The sequence below is a fragment of the Psychromonas sp. CNPT3 genome, from assembly GCF_000153405.2.
Taxonomy (GTDB): Bacteria; Pseudomonadota; Gammaproteobacteria; order Enterobacterales; family Psychromonadaceae; genus Psychromonas.
This window is the reverse complement of sequence record NC_020802.1, coordinates 125643-150513: the sequence shown is the minus strand read 5'-3', so window position 1 is coordinate 150513 and position 24871 is coordinate 125643. Positions and strand designations below refer to the sequence as shown.

Genomic DNA, 24871 nt, shown 5'->3' with positions numbered 1-24871 from the left:
ATTTAACGGCATAATTTATTTAAAATGATCAATAATTTGTTGATCAGCAAGACTTGCTAATAAAACTATCTTTACCCAACCCAATTGCAAGGCGCGATCTAAAATGCGTTGGCTAGGCACGTATAAGTGCAATTCATATAACCAGTGTTTATCACGCACACGTGTTGTAAAATTTTCTAATAATTCGATACTGCTGATAATAGCACCATTAATTTTATGCAACTGCCAATTTTCAACTAATTCATCCATGTTGAGATCTATTACAACGCGTTGGTAAGGTTGATAATAAGAGACCTCTGCACCACGCGACTCTAATGTTTTCTTTAATTTAGCGCGGCCACCAACACCACGTAATATCAGTATTTTTTTACCTTGCACGCAATTGAGACACGCTAACGCCAGTAAGCCTTGCGTATCATGTTGCAAGGGTGGGCACTGCACCTCTTTTTGGGTTGCTTGTTGTAACATTTTTTGAGTTCGTTTACCCACCGCAATAAAAGTTGCTGTTGGCCAGGCTTTTTTATCTAAAGCTTGCTCTGTATATTTAACCGCCGCCGCACTAATGGCAATAATATAGTCATAACGTGTGACAAAAATCAGATCTACATCATGACATTCCGCGCTACTTTGTACTTCTAATAACGGCTGAGCAAGGCTAAAAACACCTTGCTCATTAAGCAATTTAACCAGACGCGAGGCATGTGGTTCAAAGCGCGTTATCAATAGTCGCGGTTTAAGCATTATCGCGATAAACATCCGCTAATATTTTATCCGCGCCACTCTCTAATAATTGCTGCGCTAAATTTAATCCCATTTGCTCGGCATCCGCGACCTTGCCACGAATTTCCTTACGAATAATATGGGTGCCATCTACACTACCGACCAAACCGCGTAGCCATAAAGTATCTTCCTTGAGAATACAATAACTGCCAATAGGTACCTGACAGCCACCTTGTAATGCTAAATTCATCGCCCGCTCAGCCGTCACTCTTAAACGCGTGATCCGATGCTCAAGTGGTTTGAGTAATGCCAGTGTTTGCATATCATCTAAACGGCACTCTATGCCCACAGCGCCTTGGCCAACCGCAGGTAAACTTTCTTCAACGCTCATATAACTGGCAATGCGATCATGCATATCTAAGCGGATCAAACCTGCTGAGGCTAAAATGATGGCGTCGTATTCGCCCGCATCTAATTTTGCTAAGCGTGTATTAACATTTCCGCGTAAATCTTTAACCTTTATATCGGGACGTTGTGCACGTAACTGGCACTGCCTGCGTAGGCTTGAGGTTCCCACTACACTACCTTGCGGTAATGCTGCTATATTAGCGAAATGATTAGACACAAATGCATCACGAGGATCTTCACGCTCACAAATAACCGCAAGCCCTAAACCTTCAGGGAAATCAACCGGGACATCTTTCATTGAATGCACCGCTATATCTGCTCGACCTTCAAGAATAGCCACTTCTAATTCTTTAACAAAAAGCCCTTTACCGCCCACTTTAGCCAAAGGCGTATCTAAAATTTTATCGCCCTTTGTTTTCATTGCCAGCAGTTCAACTTGTAATTCTGGATGCCATTTTAACAATTCACTTTTAACAAAGTTTGCTTGCCACATGGCAAGAGGGCTATGTCGTGTTGCGATACGAATAATTTTATTGCTCATGTCTTTGTCTGCTCATCCATTAATAATTCATTAATGCTAACAAATATAGCCAAAATAAGCATGTGTAAAAGTTAAATAGTGAGGAAGCAGAGGCCTTGTGCACAAGATAATATTTTTCAAAAAAGAGGAGAGGAGATAACAGAGAGAGATGAATTCCTTTAACAAAGGTAAAGGAATTCATGGCATGCTTTTAAAAGATTCAGGCGCTAAACAATATAACAGGGATCTTAATGATCGCTTTTCTTATCGCAACAACTTGATCAATGGCGCATAAAGGACGATGTATTTGCCCCGGGTAAAAGAGTGCATAATCACCCGATTTTAAGTTCACAAAGTTTTCATTTTCAACGTCATCGACAAAATATAAATCATCCTCAGCCGGGATCCGAGCTTTATCTTCTACGCTTAAAGTATTGCTATAACCTAGACGCTCTTCACCTTCTAACAGGATCTGTATATCGATATGCTCACGGTGAAATTCCGCTTTGCGATCCGCTTCAGGCTCTGTCGTTACAGACGCTAAAACAACAAATACACCCTCATCACCGATGCTATGTTTACCGTCATTATTACTTTGAGCAATAATAAGGGCTTCTTTTATCCAAAGGCTAATATTTTTATGTGTGTATGCTACCAACTCTAATTGTCGCACGTTACCAAATAACATATTTAAGGATCCTATTTTTAATAATAAGCGTTTCAGGCGCCTTAAAAGGACGCCAAAACGCGCTTGATACCATTATTACATCTACGGCATCAATACCATCAACTTTATTTACCAATAATACCCGCAACATTTGCGACAAGTTGCGCAAGTTCAGACCAACGCTCTTCTTCAATTAACGTATTTGGTACCATCCATGTTCCGCCACAGGCAAGTACGCTCGGCAAACTTAAGTAATCATTAACATTACTTGGATTAACGCCACCTGTTGGCATAAATTTAATAGGGTAAACCGCAGAAAGGGATTTTAACATTGCGACGCCACCAGAGGCTTCAGCAGGGAAGAATTTTAAAGTACGTAACCCCATTTCCATTGCTTGCTCTACATGACTGGGGCAGTTAATACCGGGTACTATCGGCATGCCACGTTGTTGACAATAACGTACGATAGTAGGATTAAACCCTGGGCTTACAATAAAGTTTACGCCAGCATCAATCGCCATATCTACTTGTTCAGCGGTTAACACCGTACCAGCGCCAATCAACATGTCAGGGTAGGCCTGACGCATCAATTTAATGGATTCTACCGCTTGCTCTGTTCTAAACGTCACTTCTGCGCACGGTAAACCATTTTCAATTAATACTTGCGCCAATTTGACTGCTTTAGAGGCATCTTCAATGGCAATCACAGGGATAACTTTGATCTCTTCTAATCGGGTATTTAAATCTAGCATTTGTATTCCTTAAGTCTTTAAATAGTAGGCATTACTTGGGCTGCAATAATCGCACCATGATGTTGTATCACCGTACCTGCAACGCAATGTCCCGCTTTAGCAGATGCGACGCAATCACCACCTAACACGCGTTTTGCCAAATAAGCTGCGCTAAATGAATCACCGGCAGCGGTTGTATCAACAATATTACTTATTTTATTCGCACTCACTTCATAGCGCTGTTGTGCACACACTATAATGCAGGCTTCTGCGCCTCGTTTAAGGACAATTTCAGAAACACCTAACGCTTGGGTGCGCATAATACATTCTTCTTCCTTCTTATCTCCCCATAATAAAACATCGTCATCATAGGTTAAAAAGGCAATACTGGTTATGGCGAGTATCTTTTTATAATAATCTTGCGCCACTTTAGGGCTTTCCCAAAGCGCTGCTCGGTAATTATTATCAAAAACGATACGTACCCCTTTTTTATGACAAAGGCCTAAAACCTCGAGCAATATGGCGCGGCATTCATCAGATAAAATAGCTAAACTCACTCCACTTAAGTAGATCATTTGATGTTGCGATAAATCATCTACTAAAGTGCTTATCTTCTGCGTTTTAAGCCAGAATTTAGCGGCTGCATCATTTCGCCAATAATAAAAATGACGTTCTCCCTGCGCATCGGTTTTAATCGCATAAATACCCGGCAATTTATCTTTTGATAAAAACACCATATCGGTATTAATATTTTCATCTTGCCACGCTTTGATCATATCTTCACTAAAAGGATCAAGGCCCATACCGGTCACATAAGAGGTTGTGATCGCATGCTCATGCGTCAAACGCGATAAGTAAATCGCCGTATTTAAGCTGTCACCACCAAAGCCTTGCTCTAATACATTATTTACAGTTTTAAGCTCAAGCATGCATTCACCAATAACGGCAATACGACTGATCTTCATGAAATTGTTCCTTTTATTTAACGACTCATTTTCAATGGCGTATATATGTATATTTAAAAAACCGACTCATCATTCTAGTTGGGGGCGTTTTTCGCTAATCGATAAATAGTAAAGATATTCATAAAAAGAACCGCCCCCTCTAATAACGTGCCACCTATAGATCCCACCAGAATATTATTAATAAACCAACAAATCGTTGCGACTAAAAAGCAGAGACGCATTTTAATGCCTCTTAAAACAAACATCGCATAAGTCCCAATACTGGTACCTATAATAGGTAAAAGATCCCAGTAGGTTTGCTTCAGATAAAACCCAACAGCAAAACCGATGATAATAAAAAGCCAAGCAACACGTTTTGAGGATGTATAAAGGGAAGTGCCGGTGCGCACCGCTGAAAGTAAAATAGCCAGTGCAGACATGATCGAGCCAAGTAATAAGTAATGTACAAAATGGTTTAAATTGTAAATCAGCATTAAAACTTTAAGATTTCGATCATTTTTTTGATAAAAAGTCGCAACACCTAAGCCAAAGCTGATATAGCCAAGGCACTGCGCCAATGAGAATATATTATCCATATACTCTATTTAGGTTGATTATCTCGCTAACCAACCACCATCAACGGGAATAGTTGAACCATTGATGTAATCCGATGCACTTGATGCAAGGAAAACACATGGACCAGCAAGATCTTCAGGTGTACCCCAACGATCCGCAGGAATACGCTCTAAAATACTTTTGTTACGATCAGCATCTGCACGCAATGCAATCGTATTATTCGTTGCCATATAACCAGGCGCAATCGCATTAACATTAATGCCTTCTTTAGCCCACTCATTTGCCATTAAACGTGTTACGCCCATCACAGCACTTTTAGATGCAGTGTATGAAGGTACGCGGATACCGCCTTGGTAAGAAAGCATTGAAGCGATATTAATGATTTTGCCACCTTCTTTTTGAGCAATAAACTGTTTTGCAACCGCTTGCGACATAAAGAATAACGATTTGATATTGAGATCCATCACATCATCCCAATCTTTTTCAGAAAAGTCGATTGCATCATTACGACGAATGATCCCTGCATTATTAACAAGAATATCAATACGTCCGAATTCACTCACCGCACTCTCAACAATACGAGAGATATCGCCAAGACCCATAAGATCGGCACGAATATCTAAAAAGCGTTGACCCGTAGCAGCCATTTTTTCAATTGTTTCTGTTGGCTCGACTATATTAACACCGACAATATGACAGCCAGCTTTTGCTAAACCCAGTGCCATACCTTGACCTAAACCAGTATCACAGCCACTGACAATCGCGATTTTTCCTTTAAGATCGAATGAATTAAGAATCATAGATATTTCCTTGTGTACTTTTATGTGAAGTGTTTTTTGTATAAATAACATCCTAATGAGATAAGCATAGCAATAAACACAAGCAGGCGTCAAATAAAATGAAACGCCTTTTTATTTAATTTTTTAACTTGTGAGCTTATTATGATTAAAATAATAAAAGTAAAATGACAGAGCTCTCGAGTTTTTTTAAAATATCTCGCACATTGTTATTTATTCGTTATAATCCCCGCCATATAGTTAAAGATAAGGTGTAACATGAGCAAAGCAACACAACCCGAAGCAGTCTCTTCCGTCCTCAAGGTGTTTAGCATCTTAGAAGCACTCGGAGAGCAAAAAGAAATTGGCGTTTCCGAATTATCTCAAAGATTAATGACATCGAAAGCGACCACTTATCGTTTTTTACAAACCATGATGTCTTTGGGCTATGTTTCCCAAGAAGGCCAAGCGGATAAATATTCATTAACGCTAAAAATGTTTGAACTCGGCGCACTGTCTCTTCAATATCTAGACGTTGTCAATTTAGCCGAAAAACATATGCGCTACATTTCAGAGCAAACCAATGAAGCAGTGCATTTAGGGGCATTAGATTTAGAAGATCATTCTATTATTTATATTCATAAAATAGACTCTAGCTACAGCCTACGCATGCATTCTCGAATAGGCCGCCGTAATCCACTTTATAGTACGGCAATCGGCAAGGTTTTACTTTCTGAGTACAAATCCGACTTCATTCGTGCCGCATTACAAGACGTTACCTTTAAAAAGCATACGGATAAAACGTTAAAAAATGTTGAACAATTACTGGCGGAACTAGAGACGGTAAAAGAGCAACATTATGCAGAAGATAATGAAGAGCAAGAGCAAGGCGTATATTGTATAGCAGTACCCGTATACGATCGTTTTGGACATATTATTTATGGCCTTTCTATCTCTTTTCCAACGCTTCGCTTTGATAAAAAACGTAAATCTTATTACGTTAAGCTATTAAAAGAGGCAGGCAAGAAAATTTCTGAGCAACTCGGATACTACAATTATCCCGACGTTGTATAAAAAAACAAAGATTGTATAAAACCCTTATACAATCTTTTTTTAAAAACAATCCAAACACTAACACTAACACAAAATACTTTTACCTAACAAATCAATAACATACAACCCCCCTCTTATTCCAAGACAATTTCTTTGCATTAAAAAATAAAAATAGAACAGCATTTCAATAAAACAGGACTAAAGTCACATTATTTGTAATGACTTGAAGGTATTTGTTGATCGTATGATATTTAATCGTAATATAAGCGTCATATTGTTGCTCTTGTAGGATTTTCTTACAAAGAGCAACATTGACAATATTTGTCAGGTAAGTCCTCTGCTTATTCTGACTCATATTGTTAAAGTCATTATTTTTTACATAACATGCTAAAAAATAATCAACGTTGATGAGATGGAATTCATCTGGATGACCGACATTCATCAATGCATCACACATGTATCTTATTATGGAGACAGTATCATGTTGAACAAAAAGGCTTTCAAAGTAGCCACTCTTGCACTTACCCTCGGCACATCAATCGGTTTTGCTTCATTTGCAAGCGCAACAACAGAAATGAAGGCTGCCTTTAACCAGTCTAAATTTAACCCTCAATATCTTGCACTTGAAGATTTTGGGCAAAAACTGAATGAGCAAACAGATGGTCGTTACCACTTAACCATTTATGCAAATGAATTACTTGGCGATCAACGTGCATCACTTGAGCTTGTACAATCTGGTGCGATCCAAATGGCTATCGTTGCTAATCCTCTCGTTGAAAATTACAATTCTGACTTTGGCGTATTGGCTCTACCTTATATTTATAATGGTCCAAAACATCAAGAAGCGGTATATACCTCTAATGTTTTAGATGATTTATTTGCCTCTTCTAAAAAGTTTGGTTTTGAAGTATTAACTGCATACACAGCGGGCGCTCGTAGTATGTATACAAAAAAAGCACCAGTAACTTCAATTGCTGACATGAAAGGTCAAAAAATTCGTGTTATGCAGTCAGACACTATGATCAGCATGCTTGCTTGCATGGGTGGCACAGGCGTACCAATGGGCCAAGGTGAAGTTTATACCGCTATTCAACAAGGTGTATTAGACGGCGCAGAAAATAATGAAATCACATATGCTGATTTAAAACATTATGAAGTTGCTCCTTTCTATTCAAGAACTCGTCACGTAATGGTTGCCGATTTAGTGGTTATTAATAATGACTTTATTGATGCAATGACGCCTAGCGATCAAGTAATACTTAGAAAACTAGCAAAAGAAAGTACCACAACTGAATTTACAATTTGGAATAACAACATTTCTAAAGCGATTGCAGTTGCTAAAGCTAACGGCGCGACATTTACTGACGTTGATATTGCCCCTTTCCAAAAAAGTTGCAAACCATTACAAGAAAAATTATTGGTTAAACCTGCACAAATTGCATTATTTAAGACTATTCGTTCATTAGGTTGATCCTCTTTTTATAATTCAATATTAAGGTTGGAGTTTAATACTCCAACCTCCTTTTCTTTGGATCTCTTATGCATACAAATAATAAACTAAATCAAAATGAAAATGGTTTATCAAAAATCATCAATAAATCGAAATATTTTATCGATCAAATAGTCTCGACTATTTGTATTTTCATTGTCGGTATCATGACGATCCTCGTCACCTATCAAGTTGTTGTGCGTTACCTCTTTGATAGCCCAAGTGCAATCAGTGAAGTGTTATCCCGATATTTATTCATCTGGTTGATCCTCTTTAGTAGTGCCTATGTTTTTGGACAACGTGAACATATGGCAATCACCTTTTTTCGCAATAAATTTTCAAAAAAAATGCAAATACTATTAGATATGTTTTCTGAATTGGTCACTGCATCGTTTGTGTTGATGATCATGATCCTCGGTGGCTACAGTGGTACCGCTCGACAAATGTGGCAACTCGATTCTGCACTACAAATACCCATGGGCGTTATCTATTCAGCGATCCCTATCTGTGGCGTCTTAATTATTTTATACGGGATCCACAATGAATATCATTTACTGCAGAAGCTTAAAAATTTAGATACAAAAATCAATAACAAAGAGGTGTCATAATATGGATTTAGCTCTTATTGCGGCGCTCATAATGTTCGCATCCGCATTTTTCTTATTGCTCATCGGTACGCCTATCAGTATCAGTATTGGTATGGCTTCATTCATGGCTATGTTATCTATTTTACCCTTTAATGGCGCTATGATAACGTCGGCCCAAAGGATTTTTGTCGGCCTAGACTCCTTTGCTTTACTCGCCATCCCCTTTTTCATATTGGCCGGTAATATTATGAATAATGGTGGGATAGCCATACGCTTAATTAACTGCTCAAAAATTATAAGTGGTTTTTTCCCTGGCTCACTTGCCCAAACTAATATTGTTTCTAACATGATGTTTGGCTCTATCAGTGGTTCAGGCGTTGCATCTGCGGCTGCCATTGGTGGCATTATGACGCCAATACAGAAAAAAGAAGGCTATGATCCCGCTTTTAGTGCGGCCGTTAATATTGCATCCGCACCGACTGGCATGATCATTCCGCCCAGTAATACATTGATCGTATATGCAACCGTCGCAGGCAGTGTTTCTGTTTCAGCTTTGTTTATGGCAGGTTACATTCCCGGTTTATTATGGGGCCTTGGGGTGATGCTTATTACCGCAGTCATGGCCAAAAAACGGGGTTATGTACTGCGTAATCGCATGTCTTTAAAAGAATGTATAAACGTATTTATCGCGGCGATCCCAAGCTTATCGCTTATTATTGTGGTCATTGGCGGTATTCTTGGTGGTATTTTTACCGCGACAGAAGCGTCTGCCATTGCGGTTATCTACTCCTTCGTTTTAAGTCTTTTTTACCGCAGCCTTAAAATTAAGATGTTGCCTGAAATTTTTCTAGCGACCGCTAAAATGTCAGCCATTGTGATCTTTATGTTAGCGACCTCATCGATCATGTCATGGGTTATGGCATTTACAGAGATCCCAAATATGATTGCGGCACAATTACTGGCCGTCACCGATAACCCAATTATCATTCTTTTGATCATTAATGTTATCTTATTGATCATTGGTACCTTTATGGATCCAATGCCTGCTGTGCTTATTTTCACACCTATTTTCCTCCCTATTTGTGTCAACTTAGGTATGCATCCCGTACAGTTTGGTATTTTATTAGTCTTTAACCTTTCTTTAGGTACCATCACCCCACCCGTGGGGCCGATCCTATTTACAGGTTGTAAAGTCGCCGATATTAGCATTGAAGAGGTCATAAAATTATTATTGCCTTTCTTCGTGGTTATTGCCGGCGTCTTAATGCTAGTTACTTATGTTCCTGCTATTTCTATGACTATTCCTACCATGATGGGTTTAATTAAATAGTAATAATTGGCAACATAATAGCGCCGTAACAGCTCTCTCTTGTTACGGCGCACCTCTACTCTTTGGTCTTCTTTCAGTCTCGACGTGATACGTCATGCCTTTGGTAAAAGAAGTGAGCAAAGAAAAGTCCCCGAGTAAAAAAAGTGCACTCTCGCATCTGCTTCTCTAACGCTTGATTTATCTCGTGTGTTGTCTGCTCTTGACGCTAAGATTCTGATGAAACAACGCATCTGCTTGATTATATGCGTATAGTATAAAATATTTTTCGGCGCTCAACACAGGATCATTATGGATCTCATGCAACTCTCACGGTTCAGCTTTAAGCACCTTAGCACCCTACATGTCATGCTCTGCACGCATAGCGTCAGTAAAAGTGCCTCTATATTATGCATCACGCCCTCGAGTGTGAGTAAAACACTCGCACAGCTCCGCACGTTATTAAATGACGAGTTATTTTACCGTGAAGGTAGACAACTTATTGCCACGCCTTATGCGCTACACATCGCCCCTTCTGTGCATATTATTTTAAATAATATGAATACATTAATACATCAACGTGATTTTAATGCAGAGGAATTTCAAGGGACGTTCAGATTGTCAATGCGCGCTAGCACCTTCGATATTTTTGCGCCAAGCCTCTGTACGCTTATAGAGAAACAAGCACCGAACGCCCAACTTGAGATACATTCACGATCCCAACGAGGCTTTGACGCACTCTTAAGTGGACAGGTTGATGTGATCATTTTGCCACATGATAAAAGCCAGCCACCCAGCAATGAAAAGCAATTATGCTGGCAAACTATCCTTGATGACGAAATGATCTGCGTCATGCAAAGCAATCACCCTCTCGCAGATAAAACCTTAACGATTGAAAACTATTTAGCCTATAAACATATTGCGATTTTTGATAAAGAGTTACAGCAACCCTATTTTGAACAATTATTAAAACAGCAATACCAGGCCCGTAAAATAGCGATATCAGTGGCTGATTTTGGTAGTGCAGCCGCGACCTGCCAACATTCACACTTCTTATTTACCTGCTCTAAAAAATGGTTTGAAAGGAGTCAACAAAGCGTAGGCTTAATTGCAAAAAAATTACCCTTTGAAAGTGGGAAAGTCGTCTATAGTATGGTTTTCAATCAATTAGCGAGTAATGATCCTGCATTAAATTGGCTGTTACAAAATATAAAAACAACTTTAATTTCGCCCATTCTCTGAATGCAGTTTTAATACGAATGTAACGAAGAATGTTTATAAGATATATAAAACTATAAACACGGGATACAAACATCTCTGCCAGTATATAGCTCAAGTTGTTGCTGAAAATCCTGCACTTGCTGTTGAGTGGCACAATCCCAAGTCAAAGCCTCTCCCACCACACCACTATGTTGAAAGGCATTGATACGAATCATAACGCCCTTCGATAATTGTTTTAAATACCTTGCAAGTGATTCTATTTCCGTTAATAAATCTGTTTTATTGGGGATATGTAGCAAGCGTACTTCATATAATTTACCGGCTTTATCAAGCTGCGCGATGCTTTTAAAAACACGGTGGTTTTGACGTCCTACCAGCCATAAATGTGTTTCATTTTGCCACGCTTTTAAATCAATCATGGCGCCATCAAGATACGGCATCACGCGATCCCAACCCTGCGCCGATAAACTGCCATTACTGTCAATAAAACACGTCAAATGCGATAATTCAGGGCACGATTTAATGGCTTTAAACAATTCAATGATAAAAGGCAGTTGCAACGTTGACTCTCCACCTGAAAGCGTCACACCACTTAAAAACATCTGTTTCTCTTTTAACCTTTCAAGGAGCTGGCGCACTGAGTGGCGACGCACTTTAGGACTCGATTGCGTCGGACAAATATCAATACAGTTATCACAACCGATACATAATTGACTGTCCCACACCACCTTACCGGAAACCACTGTTAAAGCCTGCGCAGGACAAGGTGCAACGCATAAGGCGCAATGATCGCAAATATTAATGGTTTGTGGGTTATGACACGTTTTACACTGATAATTACAGCCTTGTAAAAAAATAACCGCTCGATTTCCTGGTCCATCGACACAAGAAAAATAAATTATTTTATGGATCAAGGCTGTTTTTTCAAAATTAATCAACGCAGATCATCTCTATTTAATGACGACAGGCATGCTTTCTAAACTAATAACGCGCGCCCTACGTTTTGAAATGTTTGTATTTTGTAAGGCTTCAGATCCTAAAAAAGTGGTATTAGTACGCGAGCCTTGCTCAGCAAATTTAGCCATCGATGAGCGTTTAACCATGTAGCCTGTCACTCGCACTAAATCATTACTTGAAATATTAGCGGTAAACTCTCGATATCCCATTTTTAGCGCCCCTTTAGCAAGCGCAAACATCGCTTCAGGATTTGATTTTACCGTCTCATCAATACTTAAAATATCACTGATACCAGAGGGATAATATTGATGATGTGGCGCGGTAGCTTGAATATAGGCAATGGGATCTGGCTCTTTCCCATACGCGATACGCACGCCAGGTGTACACTCATGATCTAAACTTATACCGCCCTGTGCATGCAATAACGCGCGTCCATGATAGCCATACTTTACCTTGGTCGACGTCACTATTTCGGAAAGCGTTTTAGAAATTTCATACGATAATGTATTAGCGACGCTATCTAAGCCATAACAACTTTTTATATTATCTTTTTGCAAAAGGATCTCTACCGCCTCGGCCATGGCATAAATACCAAACATAGGCGCAAATCTATCTTCATGAATTAAACCCTCTTGCACTAAAAATTCACTGAAAAAATGTGATTTTTCATGCAGAAAAGTACTGCGCACATCAATTAAATCAAACATCAGGGCGCAGTATTTAGGTAACTGGATATTAAAGAAATTCTCTTTATTCTTAGATTTTTTAGCCACTTCTTTTAAATTCATGCGCACTAACGTATTCGCGCCTCCACCTAATGGCAACGCGTTATAGCAACTCACGATACCAAACCCGCTTTCGTCAAACGCGCTAGCATGCAGAGGGTAATTTGCAATATGGGGTTTACTACATTCACAGATATTTTGAGTCACTTGACGCAATAAATCATCCGGCGTCACCTTTGCATCGTACATAAACGTTAAATTGGGTGCCACTTGCTTTAGCTGCGCATCGATACGTAAAATAGTGCGGCAGATAATATTATCTGTTGGCCCAATATTCACGTGCATAAAGGCATCGGGAAGCGTGCGATCAAGCATTATCCAAAATAATTTTAATTTTTGATAGATTTGATCATCCGTTAAGCTGCCAACATAAGGTAAAAGGACACTATCAAGCTGACCTAAATAAACGGGGATCGTAGTAACAGAGGGGACATGGTGATATAAAATAGTCAGTAAATTTAAGGCTTCATCAAAATTTGTCGCCGCCTCTAATTCCAGATAAGTTGAGCCCTGCGCTAAAAATTTAGCATAATCGGGTAAAACATAACGCGCTTTAAAAGGCGCGTGACCTTCAAACATATCACATAAAATACCCGCATCGAGCGCATCTTGTACGCTTTGATTAATTTCAAGGTAAGGGAGACTCGCTTCGGCCTCTAATGCTAAATATTGTGTTTTTTGTTTTACCGATAAATTAGCGTTGCTAATAATATTGTAGATACGTTGCTGGCTCATTTTATATCCCTTTAAATAGTAAGCCTTTATTGTATGCCTGCATGGTTGATAGCGTTAGTGAAATTAACGCCAAGACTCTTTTCCATTTTTGACATGACTTTCGACATAACTTTCAATATAAAAAGGGATACTGCCACAAACAAAAAAACTCTCCTTGTGGAGAGTTTTTTTGCGCAGTATGGTTCTGATTATAACATCATAACTTGTGCGACTAAGAGTAACCCACCAAACCCTAATAAGAATAACACCATAGGGAAAACGAATTTTAACCATTTATCATATGATATATCTAGCATTTGTAAGGTAACTAATACTAAGCCTGTCGGGGCAAGGAATAACATCGCATATTGCCCCCAGTTATAAGCTGAAACCACGATGTCACGCGGAATACCGACCGTATCAGCAAGGGGCGCCATAATAGGCATAGCAAGTACTGCAAGGCCTGAAGATGATGGTACAATGAGCCCTAAGAAAAAGAACACAAACATCTGCGCAATAATAAATAAGCTACCATGCATACCCGACACTAAACCTGACGCATAAGCTAAAATAGTATCGGAGATCATACCTTCTTCGAGCACCAAGTTCACACCACGTGCGATACCTATAATTAATGCCACACCGACTAATTCGGAAGCGCCTTGTGTAAAGGCTTCCACCGAGTCTTTTTCACTTAAGCCTGAGATAAACATGATAATGATCGCAATGGTCAGGAATGACGCTGCCATTTCAGGGAACCACCATCCGCCCATCGAAACACCCCAGATCATAATAGGGAATGCCATGGCAAATAAGAATAAGATAATTTTACGGCGTAATGTGAAAGTCAGATCAGCTGAGCTATCTTCCTCTTTAATAAAACGCGCCCTAAAACTATGTCTATCTTCATAGGTATATGAAAAAGAAGGATCGGCTTTAATTTTTTTACAATACCAACGTAAATAAAGAATAACCGTTGTAATACCCACAACAAAACCAAAGAAGCGAATATCAAGACCTTCAGTGAATGAGATCCCGGCGGCATTTGATGCAATAACCACAGAAAATGGGTTGATTGTTGAAAAGGCAGTACCCATAGAGCCGGCTAAGAAAATTGCCCCAACACAGACAATGGAGTCAAACCCCAGCGCCAAGAAAATAGGCACCAAAATAGGATAAAACGCAACGGCCTCTTCTTCAAGCCCACAAGTGGTTCCTCCGAGTCCCATTAAAACAGAGACTAAAGCGACGAATAAAAACTCTCGGCCTTTAGTCTTATGTGATAACGCCATCAAACCAGCACTAAATGCACCTGTTCGACTGATCACACCGATTGTTCCCCCTAATACTAAAATAAATACAATAATATCAGCACCATCAATAGTTCCTTGCACCATACTTACGGCAACATCCATTAACGTTTTAGGTGATTGAGGAAGCCTTTCATAAGTATCAGGTATCGCAATGGCTTTACGAATAGTGCCATCGACAAACTTATCAATCTCAATATTAACGTTTAATTCATTTAATGATTCTTGCGTTGCAAGAATGGTTGAAACATCCCCAACGGGATTTACTATTGAGAATTCATGATCCGCTGCGCTATAAGTCAATTTGGCATATGAGCCGGCAGGAACAATCCATGTTAATCCGATTGCTAAAATAGTGATAATAAATAAAATAGTAAAAGCCGTAGGGAACTTCATTCCTTTTTTAAAAAGTTGCATGTTGTACCTCTATCGGTATGTAATGCTTATTCACACAATAAGCTGCCCTAAAGTAGTAAAAAATCCAATTTTAAACCGATACTTCAGTCACGTATCTCACCTTAAGACATAATTATATTTTAAAAAAAACAAGTAAAATACGAGCTGACGCACAGAGATAATTGTGTAAATCGTATACGTAAAAGTGATATTTTTGTGAAGTCTGTCTGAAGTTAAAGACGTTTTTAAAATGCGGGATTTTAAATAAAATGAACAAAGTATGCACCACTTTAGATTAAAACTCATTTTATTTACTATTTAAGTTAAAAAACAGCATGAGAAATAATATAAGATGTGGCGCATTTATGATGCTTGGCAGGTTAATAAATATAAACTAACAATATTTCTAACCGGGTATTACCCCCAAATCACAATATTGCGAACTTGCCTAAATCACCCAATATTAAACATGATTTTTTTCTGATAAGGAAATCATTCTACAAACATTGAAATCACCCACCTTTTCGAGGTTTTGGCATTGCGTAAAGAGCACCTGAGCTAAGTTATTGTCGCTAATATCCGCTTTGAGATGCGCCAAGATAGCAGGGAATAAATCTTCTTGAGAATATTTTTTATAATCAAAATAAACGGCTTTTACCCCTCTTAATATTGAAAATTCTCTTAATAACTCAATATCATCCGATACTGCCCAAATATATACTGAACTCTGACAGCGGGACATGATGCGAGGTGTTTGACCTTTTTCGCTGATAATGATCATGCCAACAGGCGTATCATCTTGAGAGGCAGAAAGCATCGCCGATAGCGCAAAGCTTTGCCCAGGATCCTGACACAGATGCTCAATGTCAGCCCAACACTTATGCATAACAACATTAGGCTCTTCTGCACCAGCCGCAATGCGCACCATCGCTTGTACTGCTTCTACAGGGTAACGCCCAGCAGCCGACTCCGCAGAAAGCATAATGGCATCCGAGCCATCCATTACTGCATTCGCAATATCAAGCACCTCTGCGCGAGTTGGCATTGGATTCTCAATCATAGATTCCATCATTTGTGTCGCCGTGATCACCGGCTTTGCAAAGTACTTTGAACGAGATATCAATTGTTTTTGTATTCTCGCTAAACGTGCATCTCCAATTTCAACCCCAAGATCGCCACGAGCGACCATAATAATATCAGCGGCTTGGATCATTTCATCCATCGCCTTCTCCGAAGCAACTACTTCAGCGCGCTCAACTTTTGCTATAATTTGAACATCACAGCCCGCTTCCTTTGCTTTTTTACGAGCATAATGAATGTCTTGTGCATTACGCGGGAATGAAATAGCCAAAAAATCTGCATTTAAAAGGGCTGCGGTGGACATATCTTCAATATCTTTAGGCGTTAATGCAGGCGCTGACAATCCGCCTCCTAATAAATTAATGCCTTTTCTGTTTGATAATTTTCCACTATTAAGCACTTTGGTCGTAACCTTAAGCTCTTCTTTACTAACTTCTGTCACTTGTAAATGTATACGCCCGTCATCTAACAATAAAACGTCATCGATATTTAGGTCAGCAATAAGATCCGGATAACCTAAACCCACAGCGCTTACGCTGCCGTCAAATTCAGCAAGCTTCGCATCCAACACAAAACGTTGACCAGCAACAAGCTCAACCACATCATTTTTAAAACAAGCTATGCGAATTTTAGGCCCTTGTAAATCAACTAAAACACCGACATATTTACCTAACTCTGCAGAAATTCTTCTGACTAATTTTGCACAATCTATATGCTCTTGTGCACTTCCGTGTGAGAAATTAAGGCGCACGATATTAACGCCCGCAAGGATCAACTTACGGATCATATCCTCCGACTGACTCGCCGGTCCAAGTGTTGCTATTATTTTTGTTTTACACATAAGTTACTCTATTTTGGAAAGGGGAAAAGGTGAGTCGTAACCCACCTTGCTAATAATGCTATTCGTCCATGGTGATTTTTTTAGCATTCCACACGGTTAAGGCAAGGAATAATGAGATCACTGCAGACGCCAACCAAAAATACTGCGCTCGGCTAAAGTCATAAATTTCAACGCCATTAACCATAGTCACATCAATCAACGAAGCAGAAACAAGCTCTTGAATCGAGACGGCAATATAGGCACAAAGTCCAATAAAGCCTTTCACCGCGCCCACTGCTTTTTGAGGCATTAAATCACATGCCGTTAAGCCCGCAAGAAACACAACAAGCCCACCAATAGCAAAACCAATCAGAGTCAAAGCAATACTATCGACCATGTGACTCGTTGGTCCAAAAAAGAGTAAACACATGCCCGCAATGTTGGCAATACCATACATAAGTGTAGGAATATGACGGTTAGATTTGAAGATTTTATCAGAGATGATACCGGATAAGATTGCGCCACAAAGGCCCGCTATTGGGTAAGCTGACATGGCAAAACCCGCATCTAATAAGCTATATCCTTTGGTTTCTTGAAGGTACAGAACAGCCCAAGAAGACATTGCATAACGAGAGATATACATAAAAGCACAGGCAGCAGCAATCAGCCATAAAGTCGGTTGTTTTAAGATAAACATTTGCGCTTTACGAATTGCTTGTGGGTCTAATTTCTTACCTTTATCTTCTGAGTCTTCACCAAAAGCCGTTGCTGCATCTGGTAAACCATAAGTTTGAGGGCGATCTTTTAAAACTTTGAACATACAAATCGATGCACAAACAGCCGCAATACCCGCGCCGATAAAACCGGCTTGCCAACCATAATAGCTCACTAAAGAAGCCGTTAAGATCCACGTAATGGCTTCACCTATATTACGAGAGCCGGCCCAAAGCGCATATCGACTACCACGTTGTTTAGGAGAGAACCACTGAAACAAAGACACACATGATGGCGCTGAGCCAACTGACTGAAACCAACCATTTAAGCCCCATAATAAAATGAAGAACATACTAGCGGTGTTCATGCCCATACCAATTGCGGCGAGACCTGAAAGGAAAAGAGAGACCGACATAAATCTGCCGATATTCGCATAATCAGACAACAAACCGTTGGAGAACTTACCGATAGCATACGTAAAGAAAAAAGCCGAGCCCATAAAACCTAGCTCAGCCAAAGTAACGATGTCAGCATCTAACATCGGCTTTTTAACCACACCTAAACTTAATCGCACCACATAAAAAATGGCGTAACCAAATACCAATCCAAGAAAAACTTGCCATTGATAAGATTTATATTTCTTTTGGATCTCTTCCGTCGTTCCTTGCACGGGAAGATCTGCTCGTGTTTTAAAAAAATTAAACATCTTTCACCTCATTTTAATTTTTGCGTTATTACGCAGTTCAATAGATGAGGGGATATTCAGGGAAGGTAATAAATATGGCAAAAAAGCAATTTTGAGATAAAAATAACTCAAATACTTAAAATTAAGCCATAAAAGTAAAAAAAATATAATAAACAATGGGGATTTAAAACATATAAGGAAATTAATGGGTCAATATTGACTGCTCAGCAAATAAAAAAATATATCTGTATCTGCCTAGTTTTTGATTAGAATCACACAAAAGCGCATAAACGTCTTTGCGGCGCATTATAAATAGCGTCACTTTCACTTTTATACTCAGGTGATATTAGACGTTTTATGCACAAACCCTTCTATACAATAGTGATAAATCGCCCATAACACGAGGGTTTACAATCAGAAAGAAAGTGTTAAAAAGGGACAGTTTTGACTCAAATTCATTTATAGCTTCTTTCAAAAGTGCTTTTTAAAGGCCACTATCATAAAATAAATAGTGCTATCATTAGCTTCTTATTCTTCGTCATAAAATGCGCTAAATGGCCGTTATCAAAAGATTAAAATGCGGACTTAAACATCGCTTTCTGATCCCTATCTCAGCCCACTGGTAGCTCTAAAAAGCATCAAAGCAAACACGAAAAATAAATAGCGTCGTATATTTTAAATGGATTTGTCTGTTTCTGTGTAAACAGGGCTCAATAAAGGAAGATAAAAATGACGACCAAACCCTATTTCTTATGTTTTTTTACTGTGCTCATAATATTGATGTCATTGCCGGCACAAAGCCGAGAAGAAAAAGAGAATATGATCATTCTGACCTCTTTATCTGAAAAACCACTGCAAATCATATTAAAAGGCTTTAAAAGTAAAAACCCCGATATTAATATAAAAATAATTTATCGGCGCTCTCAAGCAAGTATTAAGCTATTAAGACAAGATTATATTAATAATATTTGCTTAGTGATCTCCTCTTCCCCTTTTTTAATGAATCAATTAATTGAAAGTAATTCATTAGCAACGCTACCTTTAAGTATTTCGCCTCCAACCTGGATAAGTAAACATTCACTGGTAGACACCCAAAAAGTGGCCATTATTGGTTACTCAAATACCGTTTTATTATGGAATAGCGACTACTTAACACGCAATAACTTACCTATTCCGCACAACTGGCAAGATCTCACTAACGCGATTTATTTTCATCACCTAACCATGACAACACCAACTCGCTCAGGCACCACACAGATAATGATTGAGAGTATTTTACAACATTATGGTTGGCAAAAAGGCTGGCGCTTAATTCTCAATATGGGGGCAAACTTAGCAACTATCTCTTCTCGAAGTTTTAGTGTTAGCGAGTCTATTTCAAGGGGACAAATCGGTTTAGGGGCGGTGATAGAAAGCTATGCCGTTAATTTAAACGACATTCCTTTTTTAGACTCTAGTGCATTAAACAATGTGGCACTGATGCCTCTTTATATCGGTATTATTAAAAAACAGCAACAAAACGAACTGGCATTAAAGTTTATTAAATATATATTGTCTAACAACGTACAGTCGAATTTAATACAAACGCCTTTTGCAAAACACTCGGTTAATAAAGCCCTTCCTTTGCACCAAAAAAATCTTTTTTTAGATAAAGATTTACTGATCTCACGGGAATTTATTATTAATCGTCTCTTTGATTTAGCCATCAGTGAGCAACTGCCACAGCTACAAGATGCTTGGCTCAATATTATTACCGCACAAAAAAAGTATAAGCATTCCGCGCGTCACCTCAAGAAAATACAACAGGCGAAGCATCAGTTATTTACCTTGCCAATCACAGAGCAAGAAGTACAAGAGGAAAGCACTTATTATCAAAATTCACAACAAATGAACCCTCAAAAAATAGGCCGAATTTTACAATGGAAAAATTTACTCAGCAAACAAATCCAAGATAGTAACAATATCATCTCACAACTTAGCAAAAAAAATGACGCACATGAAATTAATCAAAAGTAATACTATCGCTTATAAACTGATCCTGTCTTTTGCCAGTAGCCCATTACTGATTGTCATTATTAGTTTAATGGCATTAAGTACGTGGAATAATCTTGAAAAACACGTCAGCACTATTCTCGAGCAAAGCGTACCGACGCTAAACAGTAGTTATGAGCTCGAAGGCAGTAATGCAAAATTACAAAGTATGATCATCAAGATACAAAATGTCAGTACTAAAATAGATAACAATGATCTCTCCATACAATTAAATACACAATTACACATGATCAATGCCATCCTTACCGACATTCCGGATGCCACACAACTTAATAACGCCTATAAGACGCTCTCTAAAGACATCAATTTTCTCAGTAAACAGCTGCTACAACGTATCGATATGAAAAGAGAAAGTAACAAAATAGAAAATAAAATACGCTGGATCCAAGACGATATAAATGATGAATTACAGCCGTTACGTGAAGAGTTACAGTGGCAGCTCACTCTTGCCAATAAATCTGATCATCGTAATGACAATTTAGAGCGGATCAACCAAGAGTTTTCTGCCATTCAAAAACTGATCAACAACACCCATGAGTTACAACGCCAAGTTACCGATTTAAAATTGATCCAACACCCCTATCAAGTGATCAATGCTTTTCATGTTTTAAATTATAAAATAAATGAAATTGAAGTAGCTAACAGATCCCTGCTTCACCATTCATCAACTATCGCTTATCATCAATTATTTGATCAACTCAGTAAATTAATTCGCCCTAACGCCCTTTATCAGCGCGTTTTGAACGACCGTTTAAATCTCGACTTAAATATTCAAAAGAGTCACTTATCTTTACTCAAACAGTTAAATATCCTGCATCTATTAATTAAAAAAAGAGTACACAGTGCAGAAAAAACATTGAAAAATGTACAAACAGATACGCAAACGTTGATCTCCTCAAGTAGCCAATACCTTATTTTTTGTTTTGCTTTATCGCTTTGTATCAGTATTTTTGTTTCACTGTACTTTGTTAATCACCGTATCGTTAAACGCCTAAACGATTTAAGTGCCAATCTCGATGCCATTAATAATGGACGCATTGATTTTCCTAATAATGTCAGAGGTCATGACGAAATAGGTTTACTGAGTTTGCGCTTACAGCGATTCTGCCAACAGATGCATGAAATGGAACGGACCAATGCGCTTAATCTTATTAATAATACGCCAGCAAGTATTATTACATGTGACTTAAAGGGGACAATAGAGTCGGTAAACCCTTCGGCAAAACGCTTATTTCATCACCTTGATGAAGATGATGCAGCATTGCATTGGCAGCAATTTTCTTATCAAAATCAAGATGCTCTCCAGATACAGTTTAAAGAGGGGAGCCAGCTCCATCACACCGGAGAAGTCAGCGTGGTGCTTTCTCTTTTTAATGAGGAGCAACACCAACACATTAATTTAGAATTACAGCGCTTTAAACAAGGCCATCAAACAAAAATTATTATCACCATTACAGATATCAGTGAACACGTCGAAACAGAAAAACTTTTAGAGCGCCATGTTGCGCAAAAAACCTTACATTTAAGTGAAACAAATCAGCGTTTACTCTATGAAATTGAAGAGCATAAGAAAACAGAAAGTGACCTTAAAAACACCCAGACAGAGTTGATTCAAGCAGCTAAAATGAGCGTGGTCGGCCAAGCGATGACAAGTATGGCTCATGAGCTAAATCAGCCTCTTAATGCGATGAGCAGTTATCTTTTTAGTATCCCCTTAGCCGTTTCGCAGCAACGCTATGACGAAGTTGACAATGCCGTAGGAAAAATTGAAAAACTAACCCTAAGAATGAATAAAATTATTAATAACTTACGTCATTTTTCAAAAAAACATCCGGCGGATATCGCATTGAAAAAAACAGATATCAACGCGGTTATTGAACAAACCTTTTCTATTTTAAACAGTAAAGCCAAACAAGAAAATATTAGCTTAAAAAACCAGATAAAGCAGCCTTTATTCACATATGCAGATAACGTGCAATTAGAGCAAGTCTTAATCAATATCATGGTCAATGCATTTGATGCGGTTGCAAAATGCACCAAAAAAGACATCACTCTCAGCCTTCTTAGCACCCAGAGCAAGCTTTATATTATTGCAATTGAAGATTCGGGTCATGGCTTTGACGGACGTATTATCGAACATTTATTCACTCCCTTTACCACCACAAAAGAAGTGGGCTTAGGTTTAGGGCTTAGTATTAGTCAAAGCATTATAAAACGCTTCAATGGCTCAATTTTACTCGCATCAAACTTGCAACGCGGTGCCATGCTTATACTGGAGCTACCTCATTATGATAAATAATAACTTAGAGATCTTACTCGTTGATGACGACCAAGATGTGTTAGATGCCTACCAGCACTTACTTTCACTTTCAGGGTACCGTTGCAAAAAAATATTAGATCCGCTCATCGCCCTCACTTACATTAAAGAAGATTGGCCCGGCATTGTTATTACCGATATGTATATGCCACAGCTCAATGGCTTAGATCTCCTCAGTAAAATTCAAAAAATTGATGCCTTTATTCCCATTATAATGATCACCGGCCATGGTGATATTCCAATGGCAGTACAAGCTGTAAAACAAGGTGCGTGTGATTTTTTAGAGAAGCCAATCGAGCCCTCGGTGCTACTGCGTTTGATCACTAAACAGCTAAAAAGAAGAGAGCATCACCTTCAACAAAAACATGATATTGCGCAAACATTACATCGTGAGTTAATCGGTCAATCCGCTCAGATAAGTAAAGTTCGATCCTTATTATCTGAAATTGTGATCTTAGATAACCACCTTTGTGTGTGGGGCGAGGCAGGTACGGGTCGGCACAATATTTGCCGTTTTCTGCATCATTTTAGCCCCCGAGGCAAAGCGCCTATTATCAACATTGACGCTAAACGCAGGCCTAAGAAACAACAACTAAAAGATAGCTTAACCGAGTTAACTCAAGCGACGATCATATTAAATGCGCCAGAATATTTAGATAAAGATGCACAATATTGGTTAGCAGAATATTTATTAATGCAAGAGCGAAAACAAAACAAACATGTGCGTTTTATTTGTATCTTAAATAACTCACCCGAAGATTACCTTGCCAAACAAAGGCTATTACCTGAGTTATATTATATTCTCAACCAGCAGAATTTTAGTATCCCCCCGTTACGTTATCGTCCAGATGATATCGTGCCTTTATTTCATTATTTTTTGAAAAAGAGCTGTCATAAATTACAAAAAAGCGTGCCTAAAATAGAGCCCAGTTATTTACATACCCTGCGCCTTCACCCGTGGGCGGGAAATATTCGAGAATTACGAAATATTGCAGAGCTCTTTGCCATCGGCATTGTAAAACTCTCTGAAAAAGATAAAACCTTAAGCGTTAGTGATAGTAAAAGCCCGTTAGATCTTTTAGTTGATGAATATGAGAAAAAACGTATCGAAGATGCTTTGTATTTGTTTTCGGGGAGAGTCTCAGAGGCTGCAGAGCATTTACAAATTCCACGTAAAAAGCTTTATTTACGGATGAAAAAGCACGAAATAGATAAAAAAGTATATAAAAATACGCTTTAAAGCTTATGCCTTTAATTCATCATCGATGTGCCGGTATGCTTGTGGCACATTACTGATCATCATATCTACCCCCCACTCCCAATATTGGTAAACCTGCTCCGGTACATCGGCGGTGTAACAATAAAGTTGATAGCCGTGTTGTTTTACCCATTTAGCCTTTTTCCCTGTCAAAAACAGGTAATTACAATGCAAACTATAGGCGTCTATTTGCGCTAATAACAGCAACGCATTATCGGGGATCACTTTAAACAGAAGCCCCCGACGCACTTGTGGTAGCCAAAATTGCATCAGTTTTAATGCCTCAACATTAAAGCTCGAAAATAATATTTGTGAGGGATCAACCTCTAAATCAATAATGACTTTTTTGATTTTCTCACACAGTAAAAACACATTATCTGGCGCATATATTTTTATTTCGATGTTCACTTTTAAATGTTTATCGGCTGCCAATAATAACGTTTCTTGCAAAGTAGCAATACGCTCATTCTTAAAGGTGTCTGCAAACCACAGGCCCATATCCAGTGATTTTAAACTCGCTAAGGTCATTGAAGAAACGGCGCCATTTCCATCTGAGCAACGATCAACGCATTGATCGTGGATCACCACCGGCACCTGATCAAAACTCAGTTGCACATCAATTTCAATCCACTCACAACCAAGCTCGGCGGCTTTATTAAAAGCTGCCAAAGTATTTTCAGGGGCCAGACTAGAAACGCCTCGATGCGCCATTATGTTCATTACCTCTCCTCGTTCACTAATGCACTTAACAACCCTATCAAACCTTTATGACTCTTTTATTGCAG

General features: G+C 38.8%; 21 protein-coding genes. 8 read left to right on the top strand and 13 right to left on the bottom strand.

From position 1 onward, the window contains the following. Positions 1-15: 15 nt before the first annotated feature. From PCNPT3_RS00690 to kduD, 7 genes are all read right to left on the bottom strand, one after another. Positions 16-741: a uroporphyrinogen-III synthase gene (locus PCNPT3_RS00690; protein ID WP_156801477.1), complete on the bottom strand. Its 726-nt coding sequence runs from the start codon at positions 739-741 to the stop codon at positions 16-18. Further along, entirely contained in the window at positions 734-1669 is a 936-nt protein-coding gene (gene hemC / locus PCNPT3_RS00685; protein WP_015463943.1) for a hydroxymethylbilane synthase, read from the bottom strand. Before hemC ends, PCNPT3_RS00690 begins: the two co-directional genes overlap by 8 nt. A gap of 199 nt (positions 1670-1868) precedes the next feature. Further along, complete coding sequence (locus PCNPT3_RS00680) at positions 1869-2336, bottom strand: YhcH/YjgK/YiaL family protein (RefSeq protein ID WP_015463942.1); 468 nt, start codon at positions 2334-2336, stop codon at positions 1869-1871. A gap of 104 nt (positions 2337-2440) precedes the next feature. Continuing rightward, positions 2441-3067, bottom strand: coding sequence for a bifunctional 4-hydroxy-2-oxoglutarate aldolase/2-dehydro-3-deoxy-phosphogluconate aldolase (locus PCNPT3_RS00675; protein WP_015463941.1), 627 nt, complete (start codon positions 3065-3067; stop codon positions 2441-2443). 17 nt (positions 3068-3084) lie between these two features. Beyond that, on the bottom strand, positions 3085-4011 hold the full coding sequence (locus tag PCNPT3_RS00670) for a sugar kinase (protein WP_015463940.1): 927 nt from the start codon (positions 4009-4011) through the stop codon (positions 3085-3087). A gap of 74 nt (positions 4012-4085) precedes the next feature. Further along, positions 4086-4586, bottom strand: coding sequence for a YgjV family protein (locus tag PCNPT3_RS00665; RefSeq protein WP_015463939.1), 501 nt, complete (start codon positions 4584-4586; stop codon positions 4086-4088). 18 nt (positions 4587-4604) lie between these two features. After that, positions 4605-5366, bottom strand: a complete 762-nt coding sequence (kduD, locus tag PCNPT3_RS00660; RefSeq protein WP_015463938.1) for a 2-dehydro-3-deoxy-D-gluconate 5-dehydrogenase KduD — start codon at positions 5364-5366, stop codon at positions 4605-4607. A gap of 255 nt (positions 5367-5621) precedes the next feature. Here kduD and kdgR point away from each other — a divergent pair, with 255 nt between their 5' ends. The 5 genes from kdgR (at position 5622) to PCNPT3_RS00630 (ending at position 11019) form a co-directional block, all read left to right on the top strand. Beyond that, positions 5622-6416, top strand: a complete 795-nt coding sequence (kdgR, locus tag PCNPT3_RS00655; protein ID WP_015463937.1) for a DNA-binding transcriptional regulator KdgR — start codon at positions 5622-5624, stop codon at positions 6414-6416. A 460-nt stretch (positions 6417-6876) separates the two neighbouring features. Continuing rightward, on the top strand, positions 6877-7866 hold the full coding sequence (locus PCNPT3_RS00645; protein WP_015463935.1) for a TRAP transporter substrate-binding protein: 990 nt from the start codon (positions 6877-6879) through the stop codon (positions 7864-7866). A gap of 68 nt (positions 7867-7934) precedes the next feature. Continuing rightward, complete coding sequence (locus PCNPT3_RS00640) at positions 7935-8492, top strand: TRAP transporter small permease (protein ID WP_015463934.1); 558 nt, start codon at positions 7935-7937, stop codon at positions 8490-8492. Between the two features lies 1 nt (position 8493). After that, complete coding sequence (locus tag PCNPT3_RS00635; protein ID WP_015463933.1) at positions 8494-9801, top strand: TRAP transporter large permease; 1308 nt, start codon at positions 8494-8496, stop codon at positions 9799-9801. Positions 9802-10089: 288 nt separating this feature from the next. Next, a complete protein-coding gene (locus tag PCNPT3_RS00630) occupies positions 10090-11019 on the top strand; it encodes a LysR family transcriptional regulator (protein ID WP_015463932.1) in 930 nt (309 codons plus the stop codon). Positions 11020-11069: 50 nt separating this feature from the next. On the opposite strand, the gene PCNPT3_RS00625 is transcribed toward PCNPT3_RS00630, so the two are convergent. The 5 genes from PCNPT3_RS00625 to PCNPT3_RS00605 form a co-directional block, all read right to left on the bottom strand. Beyond that, the gene (locus tag PCNPT3_RS00625) at positions 11070-11936 is read right to left on the bottom strand and encodes a YjjW family glycine radical enzyme activase (protein ID WP_015463931.1); all 867 of its coding nucleotides are present in this window, start codon (positions 11934-11936) and stop codon (positions 11070-11072) included. 12 nt (positions 11937-11948) lie between these two features. Beyond that, entirely contained in the window at positions 11949-13475 is a 1527-nt protein-coding gene (locus PCNPT3_RS00620; protein ID WP_015463930.1) for a YjjI family glycine radical enzyme, read from the bottom strand. A gap of 188 nt (positions 13476-13663) precedes the next feature. Beyond that, entirely contained in the window at positions 13664-15181 is a 1518-nt protein-coding gene (locus PCNPT3_RS00615) for a YfcC family protein (protein WP_015463929.1), read from the bottom strand. A gap of 442 nt (positions 15182-15623) precedes the next feature. Next, positions 15624-17081 (bottom strand): pyruvate kinase, encoded by a 1458-nt coding sequence (gene pyk / locus PCNPT3_RS00610; protein ID WP_015463928.1) that lies wholly within the window; start codon positions 17079-17081, stop codon positions 15624-15626. 58 nt (positions 17082-17139) lie between these two features. Then, complete coding sequence (locus tag PCNPT3_RS00605; RefSeq protein WP_015463927.1) at positions 17140-18480, bottom strand: MFS transporter; 1341 nt, start codon at positions 18478-18480, stop codon at positions 17140-17142. Between the two features lie 708 nt (positions 18481-19188). Here PCNPT3_RS00605 and PCNPT3_RS00600 point away from each other — a divergent pair. From PCNPT3_RS00600 to PCNPT3_RS00590, 3 genes are read left to right on the top strand one after another with little or no spacing between them, the layout of a single operon-like run. Continuing rightward, the gene (locus PCNPT3_RS00600; protein WP_015463926.1) at positions 19189-20475 is read left to right on the top strand and encodes an ABC transporter substrate-binding protein; all 1287 of its coding nucleotides are present in this window, start codon (positions 19189-19191) and stop codon (positions 20473-20475) included. Beyond that, the gene (locus tag PCNPT3_RS00595) at positions 20456-22810 is read left to right on the top strand and encodes an ATP-binding protein (protein WP_015463925.1); all 2355 of its coding nucleotides are present in this window, start codon (positions 20456-20458) and stop codon (positions 22808-22810) included. The genes PCNPT3_RS00600 and PCNPT3_RS00595 overlap by 20 nt, the downstream gene beginning before the upstream one ends. Continuing rightward, the gene (locus tag PCNPT3_RS00590) at positions 22800-24068 is read left to right on the top strand and encodes a sigma-54-dependent transcriptional regulator (RefSeq protein WP_015463924.1); all 1269 of its coding nucleotides are present in this window, start codon (positions 22800-22802) and stop codon (positions 24066-24068) included. The genes PCNPT3_RS00595 and PCNPT3_RS00590 overlap by 11 nt, the downstream gene beginning before the upstream one ends. Positions 24069-24071: 3 nt before the next feature. Here PCNPT3_RS00590 and PCNPT3_RS00585 read toward each other — a convergent pair whose 3' ends face one another. Continuing rightward, positions 24072-24806, bottom strand: coding sequence for a glycerophosphoryl diester phosphodiesterase (locus PCNPT3_RS00585; protein ID WP_015463923.1), 735 nt, complete (start codon positions 24804-24806; stop codon positions 24072-24074). Between the last annotated feature and the right edge of the window lie 65 nt (positions 24807-24871).